General features: G+C 58.6%; 12 protein-coding genes and 4 tRNA genes. 9 read left to right on the forward strand and 7 right to left on the reverse strand.

Annotation, left to right across the window (positions count from 1 at the left end):
* The first annotated feature begins 326 nt into the window (after positions 1-326).
* The 9 genes from WC509_02110 to WC509_02150 all read left to right on the forward strand — a co-directional run bounded on the left by WC509_02110 (position 327) and on the right by WC509_02150 (position 9,618).
* The gene (locus tag WC509_02110; GenBank protein MFA5006253.1) at positions 327-728 is read left to right on the forward strand and encodes a hypothetical protein; all 402 of its coding nucleotides are present in this window, start codon (positions 327-329) and stop codon (positions 726-728) included.
* The gene (locus WC509_02115) at positions 725-2,557 is read left to right on the forward strand and encodes a hypothetical protein (GenBank protein MFA5006254.1); all 1,833 of its coding nucleotides are present in this window, start codon (positions 725-727) and stop codon (positions 2,555-2,557) included. Before WC509_02110 ends, WC509_02115 begins: the two co-directional genes overlap by 4 nt.
* Entirely contained in the window at positions 2,535-3,290 is a 756-nt protein-coding gene (locus WC509_02120) for a serine protease (protein ID MFA5006255.1), read from the forward strand. The genes WC509_02115 and WC509_02120 overlap by 23 nt, the downstream gene beginning before the upstream one ends.
* Before the next feature lie 54 nt (positions 3,291-3,344).
* Positions 3,345-3,494, forward strand: coding sequence for a hypothetical protein (locus WC509_02125; GenBank protein ID MFA5006256.1), 150 nt, complete (start codon positions 3,345-3,347; stop codon positions 3,492-3,494).
* Positions 3,495-3,496: 2 nt separating this feature from the next.
* On the forward strand, positions 3,497-5,848 hold the full coding sequence (locus WC509_02130; GenBank protein MFA5006257.1) for a hypothetical protein: 2,352 nt from the start codon (positions 3,497-3,499) through the stop codon (positions 5,846-5,848).
* A 59-nt stretch (positions 5,849-5,907) separates the two neighbouring features.
* Positions 5,908-7,719: a hypothetical protein gene (locus WC509_02135; GenBank protein MFA5006258.1), complete on the forward strand. Its 1,812-nt coding sequence runs from the start codon at positions 5,908-5,910 to the stop codon at positions 7,717-7,719.
* Positions 7,700-7,852, forward strand: a complete 153-nt coding sequence (locus tag WC509_02140; protein ID MFA5006259.1) for a hypothetical protein — start codon at positions 7,700-7,702, stop codon at positions 7,850-7,852. Before WC509_02135 ends, WC509_02140 begins: the two co-directional genes overlap by 20 nt.
* A 72-nt stretch (positions 7,853-7,924) precedes the next feature.
* The gene (locus WC509_02145; GenBank protein ID MFA5006260.1) at positions 7,925-8,410 is read left to right on the forward strand and encodes a hypothetical protein; all 486 of its coding nucleotides are present in this window, start codon (positions 7,925-7,927) and stop codon (positions 8,408-8,410) included.
* A 329-nt stretch (positions 8,411-8,739) separates the two neighbouring features.
* Complete coding sequence (locus tag WC509_02150) at positions 8,740-9,618, forward strand: tyrosine-type recombinase/integrase (GenBank protein MFA5006261.1); 879 nt, start codon at positions 8,740-8,742, stop codon at positions 9,616-9,618.
* A gap of 35 nt (positions 9,619-9,653) precedes the next feature.
* On the opposite strand, the gene WC509_02155 is transcribed toward WC509_02150, so the two are convergent.
* The 7 genes from WC509_02155 to WC509_02185 all read right to left on the reverse strand — a co-directional run bounded on the left by WC509_02155 (position 9,654) and on the right by WC509_02185 (position 13,604).
* Positions 9,654-10,028, reverse strand: a complete 375-nt coding sequence (locus WC509_02155; GenBank protein MFA5006262.1) for a helix-turn-helix transcriptional regulator — start codon at positions 10,026-10,028, stop codon at positions 9,654-9,656.
* Between the two features lie 30 nt (positions 10,029-10,058).
* Positions 10,059-10,143, reverse strand: a tRNA-Leu gene (locus WC509_02160).
* Positions 10,144-10,157: 14 nt separating this feature from the next.
* Positions 10,158-10,233, reverse strand: a tRNA-Lys gene (locus WC509_02165).
* A 3-nt stretch (positions 10,234-10,236) separates the two neighbouring features.
* A tRNA-Gln gene (locus tag WC509_02170) sits at positions 10,237-10,311 on the reverse strand.
* Between the two features lie 22 nt (positions 10,312-10,333).
* Positions 10,334-10,409 (reverse strand) — tRNA-His (locus tag WC509_02175).
* 129 nt (positions 10,410-10,538) lie between these two features.
* The gene (locus WC509_02180; GenBank protein ID MFA5006263.1) at positions 10,539-11,387 is read right to left on the reverse strand and encodes a DegV family protein; all 849 of its coding nucleotides are present in this window, start codon (positions 11,385-11,387) and stop codon (positions 10,539-10,541) included.
* Between the two features lie 144 nt (positions 11,388-11,531).
* Positions 11,532-13,604 carry an elongation factor G gene (locus WC509_02185; protein ID MFA5006264.1) on the reverse strand — a complete coding sequence of 691 codons (2,073 nt, stop codon included), beginning with the start codon at positions 13,602-13,604 and terminating at the stop codon, positions 11,532-11,534.
* Positions 13,605-13,627: the final 23 nt, after the last annotated feature.

Consider the following 13,627-nt stretch of genomic DNA (forward strand, 5'->3'; position numbering starts at 1 on the left):
AATTCGTCTATTTTTCGTATATGGTCCTCCGGGATCCGGGAAGTGGTTTATAAAAGTCGTATGTCATTATTTGTTCTTTGTAATTGATTTTTCAATGGTCTAAAGACCATTGGAAGTAGATACCGTCGCGGACGGTTCACCGACGTAAAGAATCGTTTACAAGTTTGTGGAATGATTCCTCAATGACCATGGCTTGTCATGGTGCCGGCCGATGTGCTATGATTGAGTCACCACAGCACACTACAACCACGCCCGGGGCATCGGATTCTTTTCGATGCCTTTTTTGCTTTATTTCTCAAAACCGAAAGAAAGGAGTGCAGCGTAATATGATCGACAACAGCATCATCGCCCTTCTGACGAAGCGGCAGCTCGGCGTCTTCGTGTGGATCTACCAGGAGATCCTGAACGCCAAGGTCCTCACGAAGTCGAACGAGGAGATCTCCAGGGCGACCGGCGTGCCGGTGAGCACGCTCGAGAAGTTCCTGAAGCGGTTCGAGGATCTGCAGCTGATCGTCCGGAAGTCGGATCGGTCGGTGAATGCGTCCACCTACCAGTGGGAGACGATCTCGCGTGAGATCACCCTGGATCCGCGGACGTTCGATCCCGGACTCCTGGCACAGCTCCGGACCACCGGCATCAAGGCGATCCTCGACCAGATCTCGCAGACGGATCTCACCAGCGCGGCCGTGAAAGAACTGCAGGCGAAACGCGCGACGGCCCCCGGATGATCCTCGGGATCGGCCGCAAGCTTCGCGGTCTCTATGTCCGGATCTACGAGGGACAGAAGACGATCAGGACCATCATGATCGTCGTCGGCGTCCTGGTATCGCTCTACCATCTGATCAACTCGTTCCTGAACTACGATCTGCGGCACTTCATCATCGAAGAATTGAAAGTCGCCGGCGTGTTCGCGGCTGTGATCCTGGTCGCGAGGATCTACCACGGTCTGTTCGGGAAGTGGTACGTCCATGAAATCAGATCCGAGCTGACGGCCGACTTCGTCCGGGTGAAGTTCCCCCGGAGCGTCAAGTACTCCGGATTCCGCGGCGCCGGCAAGGACTCGACGGCGAACGCGATCATCCGGATCCTCCGCGAGGACCTGGTCCGGCACAACATCGAAGAAATGGACGAGATCCGGATCATCTGCTTCCCCTATGACTTCGACGCCCTCGACGACGAGCTGCAGGAAAACCACGAGGCCCTCATGACCAACTCGAAGACCGAGTTCTTCGGGAAGTTCATCGAGATCATGAAGGCGAACGACTGCTTCCTTAAGCCGACATACCGGAAAGAGATCGACCCGGAAGCGCACCTCCAGGAGCTCTACACCATGAGGAAGCAACCGGCGAAGGACGTCGTCGAAAAGATCGCCATGAAGTACGACGACGGCATCCAGAAGCAGCACTTCATCGCGCTACTGATCAAGTACTCGCTCCTCTACGTCCGCGTGAACTACCTGCCGGAATATGTGATCACGAACCAGCCATACATCGAGGACCGCGAGACCGGGATGATGGCGAAAGTCTTCTCGACGAACTACACAGCGATCCAGCAGGACACCGCGAAATGGGCCTGGCCGATCGTCGGCGGCGTCATCATCGACGAGACCGAGGCAGACGCCTTCTATCCGAACATCGGGAAGAAGGGATCCGCGATCAAGTCCGGTACACGGAACTTCAAGGCATTCTTCCGTCATTTGCTCGGCGAGTCGTCAGTGTGGTTCCAGGTCGGTCAAAAGAGCGAGCGCACCGAGAAGTCGATCCGCGAGCTCGACACCGCGTTCGTGACCGTGCTCGAGCAGACAAAGATCCTCGGTGGCGAGAAGCGCATCTTCTTCGTGAACCTGTGGCTCCGATGGGTCGAGTACTGGGTGGAGAAGTCGATCCGGAAGAAATCCAAAGAGCGGCAGATCCGGAGACGCGCCAAGGCGATTATGGCGATCCGCAGGCTGCAGAACCGCGGCGGCTACATCTACGTCGACATGATCGTCTCAAGGTCCGAACAAGCCAGCAGCGTGAACGAGCTGTCGCTCCGCGAGGCCCTCGCCTACGACAAGCCGATCCGGATCAACTACCTCATCAAGCTGTGCTTCCCGATCACCCAGTGCTACGGCGGTTACAACACCCACTACCTGGAAGCCCTGGCCGAGATCCTCGCCAGGAAGTCGAAGGAACGCTGGCAGGACATTCCCTCATGGGATCCGGACATGACGCTCAAGATGAAGAATATCGAGCACATGAACTACCCGGTCCTAAACGAGATCGCCGGGATCAAGCCGAAGAAGATCGTGAACATGGACCAGCCGGCACCGCCGAAGAAAGCCCCAAAAACGGCCGCAGACGCATCGAAGCCGGAACCGTCAGCGGAACCCGAGAAACCCACCGAAACGATCATGGCCGCGATCGCCGGCGCGATCGACGCGGTCATGAAAGCAGCACCAGCCGAAGAGCCGGCAGCGACTCCGGAAAACCCCATGGCGGCGTCCATGGACGTTCCGGATGACGAGCTCGAGGACGACGTCGAGGAGGACGATGATGACATCCAGGAAGAAGAGTAACCACCGTTTCATGCGCACCATGATCGTCGTCCTGGCGATCACCGGAGCGTTCGCGCTGGGCGCCAGCGTCGCCGGCGAGGATTCCCCGGCTTTGATCACGACCACGACCGCAACGACCGAGACGACGAACCTGGAGGCCATCATGCACGCAACCATCGACAAGATCACCAAGGCGAACGTCTACATCCGGATCCGCACCCTGGAGGACGAGATCCGCGCCGGATCGGCGGCGGTCATCTACCAGGATGATGACAGTTACTACGCGATCACGAACTTCCACGTCGTTACCGACGTCGGATCCGCGATCGAGGCGACGGTCATGACGTCGGACGGCGTCGTCTCCAGCTTCGAGATCCTCGATTCGTCGATCGGCGAAGAACTCGCGCTGATCGCGTTCCCCAAGGCCGACAGATCCGCGATCGAACCGCTCCGGATCGGCACCGAATCCTTCTTCGACGTTGACGACACCGTGATCGCAATCGGGAACCCCCTCGGGGCGATCGGATCGATCACCGTGGGCAAGATCACCGACTTCGTCCTGATCCGGCAACTCGAGCTGGAGTATGATACGATCGCCCATGATGCGGCGATCGCGGCCGGCTCCTCGGGCGGCGCCCTGGTGGATCTCCATGGAAATCTCCTGGGGATCAACACCTGGAGCCTCGACGGCGTGATGTACGCGATCCGCTTCGAGTCGATCCAAAGCTTCATCGCGCATCATGAACTACAGTAAATTGAACGAAGATCTTCGTTTAGTTTAAAAATCAAAACAGAGAAGGAGACCATCATGGCAACGAAGAAGACCGCATCCCCCAAGGCGAAGACACCGGTCAAGAAGCCGGCGATCGCCGTGGCGAAGCGCACCGCCCCCAAGGCCGCTCCGAAAGCGGCACCGCGCAAGAAGCCGGCAGCACCGGCCAAGAAAGGATCCAAATGACCATGAAGAAGATCATCAGCATCCTCCTGATCATGACGGCCGTCGTGGCGATGGCGTTCATGACGAAGATCCCGACCGTCGACGCGGAATCGACGAACGTGTTCGACGCCACGAAGATCCAGACGTCGGCCGTCCACATCTTCAGCTACAACGATCCCAGCCTTCCGACCGGATTCTACACGATCTCGATCACGAACAGCACGCTCGACGAGCAGCACCGCGAAATGGCGTACTGGAAGGACTACTCCACCATCACGAACGACGAGGACGGCACCTTCCCGGTCGCGGAGTGGATCAGCGGCGGCGCGGTGACCTATCCGATCACCGTCACCGAGTCCGGGACGACCATCGTGATCCATGACCTCTATGTGACTGATGGGCATTTCGTGATCGAGTTCCTCGAGGACCAGGGCGAGTGGAACTATGGCCTCATCCGCTCCGAACTGACCGCTGCGAACGTGTCGATCACCTTCACGGAGATCGACGACGTCGAGCCGGAGTTCACTTACTCGAACCTGCAGGTCGATGCGAAGTACTACGATCTGCCGACCGCGGCCGAGATCCAGGCCGAGCTCTCCGCAACCGACGACCAGGACGGCGACGTCACGAGCCGCATCGAGATCTACCAGGATTCCTACACCGGCACCGACCAGGAAGTCGGCGGCGACTACTTCATCATGTTCCGGGTGAGCGACCTGTCCGGGAACTACGCCTATCTCCGCGTCGACGTCGAGATCATCGACGACCGCGCGCCGTACATCGTCTACGACGGAACGACCTATCAGTCCAGCGCGACGATCGTCCTGGATCCCTGGTACAACGACGATGACGAAACCGAGCAGATCACGCTCGATGAACTGGCCGAGCTGTTCGACATCATCGACGAGTACTACGGTCCGAACACCTATGACGAGGAATCGGGCTGGAAGTACAACATCACGCCGAACGTCTACATGTACGGCACCTGGGATCCGTACATGGGCGAGTATGAGTTCTACACCAATCCCGGACACTACACGCTGCACCTCGAGATCCAGGATGCTTCCGGCAATGTCTGCGACATCTACTTCGACGTCACGGTCCTTGCGAACGACGCACCGGAGATCTCCGGACCCGCGTCCCTGACGATCGAGATCACGAACTTCACAATCGCCGGGATCCTCGCGCAGTACTCGGCCACCGACACCGAAGACGGCACGGCCGCGGTCGTCGTCGACGCCTCGAACACCTGGAACTACGGCACCCCGACGCTCGGATCGAACTTCGCCCTGACGCTGTCCGCGACCGACTCGCTCGGGAAGACGACGCTCATGACGATCCCTGTCACGGTGCGCGATACCACGCTGCCGGTCTTCAAGATCAACAACATTGCCGTCACCACCTACGCCCACACGGTGCTCATGAGTGCGACGGAATCGCTCCAAGCGCTGATCGACTCGATCGTCGTCACGGACGCCTACTACGGCACGCTCACGGCCTCGAAGGTCGTTCCGGCGTTCCCGAGTTTCACGACCCCCGGCGTCACCGTGCTCACGATCACCTGCACGGACGCCTCCGGCAACGTCGGCAGCCTGGCGATCACCGTCACGGTGTCCGACGACGTTCTGCCGGTCGTTTCCGGCCCGATCAAGGTCGTCAAGGGCAAGACGGCTACCATGACCCTCTCCGAGATCACGGCGCGCCTGTCGGCCGTCGACAACGTCTCTGGATCCCTGTCGATCGTCCTGGTGTCGGACGGCTACACCGGCCATGCGACCGAGATCGGATCCTACCTGGTGCGATACAAGGCTACCGACGCGGCCGGGAACATCAAGTACCACGACGTCCGCGTCTGGGTCGTCGACAACGTCGCCCCGGTGTGGGTGATCGACGACTACTTCATCAACCTCGGCATGAACGAATCCATGACACGCACCGAGCTCGTCGCGCTCCTCCAGGCGTCCGGGATGCTCGCGACGGACCTGTCGTACACCGTCACGTTCATCACCGACGAGTACACCGGATCCGAGGACATCGCCGGCGCGCACAGCGTCGTGATCCGCGTCACCTACGAGGACGGCTCCGAAGACGAGATCAGCCTCCAGCTGACCGTTCCGGAGGACGAGGACGACGACATTATCGTCGTCACCCCCGACGAGCCGACGACCGGCCTGCAGCGCGCATGGCGCTGGCTGACCGGCTTCGTGGCCGACACCTGGGACGTCGTGGTGGGCGCCTGGAACTGGGTCAAGGGCGCCGCGGTGTGGACCAAGGACCACATCATCATCCCGGTCTGGAACTTCCTCTTCGTGAAGGACGTCACCACGACGATCCCCCCGGTCGAGGAGATCACGACCACGACCGCAAGCGCCTGAACACCATCCCGATGGCGGCCGCCAGCTGACGGCCGCCATCCTCTACGGAGGCATCTAGCATGAAGAAACTCCTGATCATCCTCGCCATGGCGCTTGCGCTGCCGCTCCTGGGGCTGTCGCTCGTCCAGGCAGATGAAACCCTGATCACAAGCGAGACCCGCAACTTCGTCCCCGGGAACGGCGTCATGACGATCAATGGGGTGGACCCCAACGCAACGAACTACAACTCGACTGGCTATGTCGCGCTCACCATGGGCGCCGGGAACAGTTTCACCTTCGACGTCGACGCCCTCCTCGAGGATCTCGACTACTACGATCCCGAAAACGTCTCGGACGCCTACATCCTGGTCTACCTGGGTACCTACTACACCAGCGCCCCGGCCGGGTTCTGGAACTACACGAACAGCCGCGTAACGACGGAGACGAACGGACGGCTCCGCTATCAGCTGGATCCGGAAAACCTCTCCGCAGCGGCTTCCATGACGGTGTGGTGGGCGAACCAGGAGACGTCGGGTGGTGCGCCCTACAGCGACACCGGTGGCCTGCGCTTCTACTCGGCCACCCTGGTGATCGAGTACGCGACGGCGATCGACACCCTGGTCGACGTCGGCACCGACTACGCGGCCCTTCCGGACTCGATCAATGACTTCATCCGGATCGGGACCGCGGAGATCTACGAAGTCGCATCGAACTCCTGGACGCTCACGATGATCGACACGGACGAAACCGGCGAGGGGACGACCTACGCCTTCGACGTCGCGATCCCGGCCGGCTTCGACATATCCTCGATCCGCTTCCCCGACTCGACGCAGTTGAACATCAGCTACACGACCACCGAGGAAGGCGATCGCGTGCTGTACTTCCAGCCGGATCTATCGCTTCCCCCGGTGCCGTCGATCGCGGCCGGGACCGTCGAGGATCCTGCGGATCTCCTGGCCGGCTTCATGGCCATGAACCTCACCACGCTCGAGTACACGACCGTCGAGCGCCTGAAACTGAACGGCATCGTCGCGAAGGAGGCGAACGACAACGCCTACCTGTACTGCTTCTTCCCTCTTCAGGTCGAGGATCTCCTGTCGATCTCGACGTCGTTCCGGTACCGCGTCAACGGCATCCTGGGCGAAGGCGAGTGGACCACGACCAACAACATCTACAGCGCCGACGAGGATGCGGAAGTCCAGCCGCCCCTCTGGCTGTGGTGGCTGTCGATCCAGCTGCTCATGCCGGCGATCCCCGGCCTCGTGGATCTGTTCGACTGGTACAACGTCGACCAGCTGGCCGCGATCGACGTCGCGGATCTTCCGTCCGATGTCCTCGCGGACTACGTGGATCTCCTCGAGGGCGACGTCGCGGATCTCGATGATCTGAACCTGTACAGGATCCACCTCGGCCAGTTCCGCGAGTTCCTCTCGATGGGCTACGACATCTCCAACGTCGTGATCACGAACATCACCTACGTCTACCAGGGCGTCGTCTACGAGGCCGCGGCCGAGGTGATCGACCAGGAGATCCTCACGCCCCCCGAGGAGGGCGCCTGGTGGACGCAGCTGTGGACCTGGCTCCAGGAGAACTGGCAGATCGTCATCGGCGTCATCGTCGCCGTGGTCGCCCTGGTGCTCCTGTCCCACGCCCTCGCGGCCGTCAAGGTCGTGCTCGAGATGATCGCCATGATCCTGAAGGCGGTGATCCAGGGCGTCGGCTTCGTGATCAAGTGGATCTTCGTGATCCTCTACCACGTCCTCCGGTTCCTGTTCGTCCTGGTCCCGGTCGGCGTCGGCAAGTTCCTCTACTATCTCGTCACCCCAGCAAGCAAAAGGCGGCAAAGCGCCGCCAGGAAGGACATGACATACTATGCTCGTAGATCTGTTTAGAGGTCTTGCGATCGTCCTCAAGTTCCTGTTCTGGGACCTCTGGGTCGCGATCTTCAACTTCCTCTTTCGAAAGCAGAACCCCAAGCTGAAGGACACCTACTACCGCCGCGTCGCTTCGAAGAGACGCATGTGATCAAAAAAACGCTCGCCGGCAACGACGAGCGTTCTGATATTTCAGTAAATCCTACATGATGGAGGTCATGACATGAAGAATAGAAAGTATGACAAAGTCGGCAAGATCATCGCAACAAAACAGAAGGCGCTCGGGAGAGCATCGAAGGATGACGGACCGAAGGCATCGGTCGAACTCAAGAAAGCGCGATCGCTTAAAGCCCCGGGGACGATGTTGTTCATCGACGACGGCCACTTCTTCGAGAAACCGCATCGCGGTGGTCACTTATACCTGGTCGACGAGTACAGCGGCGAAAAGGTGGCCGTGAACAGGCTCTCGCATTCGAAGGGAGATCACAACAAGGCCAGCCTGGCATCGATGCCGAGATCTGAAGACGGCACCCCCACGTTTGCACAACTGGATGTGATCTACACCGGCAAGAAGGGAAAACCGATCAAGCTAAAGGAGACGAAGCTGCCGGGGAAGACCGTCACCAGGCCGAGTGAATCTGATCTCGAGATGGTTTCCGCTCTCGCTTATAGGGATTCGGTCCAGCGCGAGAAGTGGCGAAAGAAATAAAAAATGGGCCGCATCTTTCAGCGGCCTCGTCCCTGTTAACCCCTTGAATCAATGGCCCTTCCACTGCAGCCGGCGAGGAGACAAGCGCGTCAAGTTACCGGTGCACAACGTCATCCGGCCCAAGCTCGACAGCGTAAAAAAGTCAGGGAACGTCTTCATCATACCATACCAAACTACGCGAGGCAAGGATTTACTGTACATTTGCGGAATAATTGCTAATTGTACATCGAATAGTCATTTTTAGTAGATCGATTTTGCGTTCTATATTGTATCATTGAAATGTCGCTATTCACATTTCGCTACCGCAGGACCTCTACCAGGAGGGTATTATGAATGTAATCCAATGTATCGAGAATTACCAATCAGCATCCGCAATCACGAAGGCACCTGACACCGTCCGGTTCCAACGCTATACGGCACTGTCCCTGATTAAGTACTTTTCCGAATCCGGCATCGTCGACACCGATCAGATCGACGATGCGACGATCGACAGCTTCGTCGCATACTCCAGGAAGACCTGTCGAAACATTACTGTGAACAAGCGCATCATGCTCCTAAAGTTGATCTACAGACACGCCGGCATATCCTTCCCCTACCTGGAAGGGTTTATGAAGCTTCGCCAGGATGTCATCCACTACGACATGATCAGCGATGACGACACCAAGCGGATACTGAAGTATGTAAAACGCCTGGACGATGATAACCCGATGGAACTGACTGTCAAGGTCATCATCCTGCTTCTGCTCGACTCATTGGTGAGGCAGTCAGAACTGCGCAACATCGAGATCCGGAACATCGACATCAAATCCGGACGGATCAGACTAACGTCGACGAAAACGAAGCGGCAGCGGTTCGCATACTTTACAGATCTGACTCGAGAGCCGATGCAAAAGCTTATGCGCCTCGCTCCGAAGCGAAAGTATCTGCTATTCAACTACCGAACCTATAGCGATTTCACCTATGGCCATCTGAGATCCGTTTTCGAGCGAATCAAGAGGGATCTGCAGATCCAACGGCTGCATCCGCACATGATGCGTCATACTGGTGCGACAGTTATGCTCGAGATGGGGGCGGATCTGATTACGGTCCAGCACACCCTTGGCCATGAAAACATCTCGACAACCGAGATGTACATCCACATGACGACGAAAAAGACTCAAGCTGGGCACGACAAATATGGAATACTGAACAACATCGATATAGATTAAATACAATAGCCGGGGATCGGTTCCCCGGCTATTCATTACTCTTCATCGTCTTCGTACAGTTTCAGGAAGTACTCTGCTTTGAGATCAAGCGCTTTGATGATCTTCTTGATCACGGCATCACTCATAGCACGACCCTGTTCGTATCGAGATATTTGTGATGCATCGATACCGACAAGTCTCGCGAGCTGATGCTGACTAAGATGACGTTCTTCTCGCACTTCCTTGATTCTGGTCTCGGGTGTTTTTTTCGCAGTCGCCATGGCATCTCCTTTCCGTAAAGCAAAAAATGCAAAATGTTGTTGCTTTTTGCCATTACGTGATTTATCATTGTAGATGACGGTGATGCCAATCGCCATCAACATCAAGACATGGTGCGCTCCCGATCGTGCGCCATGTTGACAGAGGTTCATGGAAGGTACTTATCTTGATCGATCGCAATGTGGTGCGGATGACAGGGCTTGAACCTGCACGCCTTGCGGCAATAGATCCTAAGTCTATCGCGTCTGCCAATTTCGCCACACCCGCGCCGAGATTTTCAGTGGTGACCCGCAGGCGATTTGAACGCCTGACCCTTTGATTAAAAGTCAAATGCTCTACCGGCTGAGCTAGCGGGTCGGTTGGCTGGGCTAGCTAGAGTTGAACTAGCGGTCTCGGAGTCAAAGTCCGATGCCTTAACCACTTGGCTATAGCCCATCATGCGCGCGTTAAACAAAAGTGGGGCGAATGATGGGAATCGAACCCACGAGTGTCGGAGCCACAATCCGATGCGTTAACCACTTCGCCACATTCGCCATGCCTATTTTTGTTTTTTCGCACCTATAAGCATACTAAATCGGGCATGAAAAGTCAAGCGGCAAATCGCAAACGCGCCTTTTCGCCGCGTTTGTCGAGGAACACCCTCCGTCCGTTCCGAAACGGGCTTACTCGCCGACCATCGCGATCCCGAACCCCTGGTCGCCCAGATGGATGAAGAAGACGGGAGAGAGCGTGTTCGTGACATGGATGTCCACATCCGGCATTTCCGCATGGATCGAGTCCGTTAGCTTCTGCGCCCACTCCGCACGGTTCAGCTGGATCACGTCGACGGCGACGCGTTCGTGAATCTTCCGGTATGCGCGCACGGCGTCGAGGAAATACTCGTAGCAGGCGTGGTTGGTCCGTTCGCGTCGTGTCAGCTGAAGCTTTCCTTCGATCATCTCGATCACCGGCTTGATCCGAAGGATCGTGCCGATGAGCGCGCTCACGCGGTTCAGCCTGCCGCCGCGGAAGAGGTTCATCAGGTCGGCCAGGGTGAACATGACGCGGGCGTCGGCGAAGACCGAGCGGCATCGGTCGACGACCTCGGCGAAGGGCTTGCCCGCCTCGATGTCGGCGATCAGCGGCATCGCCCCGAGCGCGACGCCGAACGAGGCGACGCGGGTGGGCTGGACCTCGACCTCGAGCGGGACGTCCAGCATCCCCTTCGCGAGGAGCGCGGACTGCGCCGTCCCCGAGATCTTGTCGGACAGCGTGACGACGAGGACGTGCGTGAACCCTTCGCGATGGAACTCCTCGTAGACGCGCAGGAAGTCGCCGGGAGCAGGCTGCGAGGTGGTCATCTTCTTCGCGGTGCGGAGATGGCCGAGCATCGTTTCCTCGGAGACGTCCGTCTCCCTGGAGTCGATGCCGTCGACCGTGATGCCGAGCGATGCGACCTTGACGAACGGGCGGGTCGCGATGTCGGGACGGGTGATTGCGGTGCTGTCGAGCAGCAGGCCGATCTTCTGCATGGTATCATCCTTTTCTGCCGAGACGGCTGAATGCGCCGAGTACTCTGTCACACATAATACATTATCAAATGCACGGCGCGCTTGTCAAGACGGACGCTGTGGCCGTTTTGTAAAAAAAAGACAGCCGCGCTGGGCGGCTGTCGGTCAGGCTTGCTGTTTCTTGTGCTCTTCGACGATCTTCGGGATCAGGTTGCCCGGGACTTCCTCGTAGCGTAGGAACTCGCGGGTGAAGGTGCCGGATCCCTGGGTCATGGCCTTGAGGTCGATCGTATACTTGACGATCTCGACCTCGGGGACTTCGGCGACGACCTTCTGGTAGCCCTGTTCGGCGGGTTCCATCCCGAGGACGCGGCCGCGGCGCTTGTTCACGTCGCCGAGCACGTCGCCGAGGTATTCATCCTTGATCGTGACGACGATCTTGTGGATCGGTTCGAGGATCGTCGGCTTGGCCTTGGGGGTGGCTTCCTTGAAGGCGAGCGAGGCGGCCATCTTGAAGGCGAGTTCGTTCGAGTCGACCGGATGGTACTTGCCATCGGTGAGAATGCCCTTGACGCCGATCACCGGGAAGCCGGCGAGCGGACCGTGTTCGAGGGTTTCCTGGAGACCCTTGTCGACGGCCGGGAAGAAGTTGCGCGGAACGACGCCGCCGAAGACTTCCTCGGCGAACTCGTAGTCCTTGTCGGGCAGCGGCTCGAAGCGCATCACGACGACGCCGTAGTAGCCCGATCCGCCCGACTGCTTGACGTAGCGGCCTTCGGCGGTCGCGGTCTGCTTGATCGTTTCGCGATAGACGACCTGCTGGTCTTCGGTCTCGACGTCGACCTTGTAGGCGTTCCTCATCTTGTCGATGATGTAGCCGATGTGGATGATCCCCTGGCCGCCGATGAGCAGCTGGGCGGTCTCCTTGTTGCGTCGGATCTCGAAGGTGCCGTCCTCGAGGACGATCTTGGCGAGGGCGTTGGAGAGCTTGTCCTCGTCGGCTTTGTTCTTCGGCTTGATCGCGACGTACATCGTCGGGTTCGGCGTCACCGTGCGCGGGTAGCCGATCGGGGCCTTGCGGTCCGAGATCGTCGCGTCGGTGGTGACCTTGCTCATCTTCGTGACGGCGCAGATGTCGCCGGCGTGGACGACTTCGAGCGGAATCTGGGTCTTGCCGACGAGGGCGAAGACGGGACCGGCCTTCTCGAGCTCGCCCGTGGGCGAGACGACGACTTCCTGGTCCTTTCGGAGCATTCCGGACTTGATCTGGATGATGTTGATGACGCCGACGAACGGGTCGACCAGGGTCTTGAAGACGTAGGCCGAGAAGGGTTCGTCGTCGCTCATGGCGCGTGAAACGGTCTCTTCGGTTCCGGGCTTCACGCCTTCGGACGGAGCGTTTTCGGAGACGGCCGGGAAGTATTCGCGGATCATGTGCAGCAGCGTGAGCGGGCCGATGTTCTTGGTGGCCGAACCGACCATGACGGGAACGGCTTCGCCGGAGGACACGGCGAGGCGGAGTCCGTGCTTGATCTCGTCGATCGTGAGTTCTTCGCCGTTGAAATACTTCTCGAGGAGCGCTTCGTCGGCGCCGGCGACGGTCTCGACGAGTTCTTGCCGGAGCGCCTTGACCTTGTCGAGCTTGTCCGGATAGATGTCGCCGTCGATGCAGGCCGCGCCATCATAGATGCGGGCCTTCAGCTCGACGATGTCGGCGAAGCCGTTGAAATCGTTCTGCTTGCCGATCGGCAGGCAGAAGGGGACGGCCTGCTTGCCGAGCTTGGACTTGATCAGGCTGAGGACCTCGTCGAACTTGACGTTTTCCTTGTCCATCTTGTTGACATAGATGATCGCCGGCAGGTTGTGTTTGCGGATCTCCATCCACATCTTCTCCGCGCCGACTTCGACGCCCTTGGTCGCGTCGAGGACGAGCACTGCGCCGTTGGCGACGCGCATCGCATGCCCGATGTCGCCGATGAACTCGTCGGCGCCGGGGCAATCGAGAAAGTTGATCTTGGTGTTCTTGAATTCGACGGGAACGACGGCCGTCGAGAGCGAGGTGAGGCGCGCCTGCTCTTCCGGGGTATAGTCGGAGACGGTGTTCTTCTTCTCGACCTCGCCCTTCTTTTCGACGCCTCCGGCGGTGTAGATGAGCGACTCCGCCAAAGACGTCTTTCCGGATCCGAGATGTCCCAGGATGATGACGTTCTTGATGCTTGAAGCAAGATATTCTTTCATACTTTCTTCTGGCTCCTTCCAAA

Source organism: Candidatus Izemoplasmatales bacterium, assembly GCA_041649275.1.
Classification (GTDB): Bacteria; Bacillota_I; Bacilli_A; order Izemoplasmatales; family Hujiaoplasmataceae; genus UBA12489.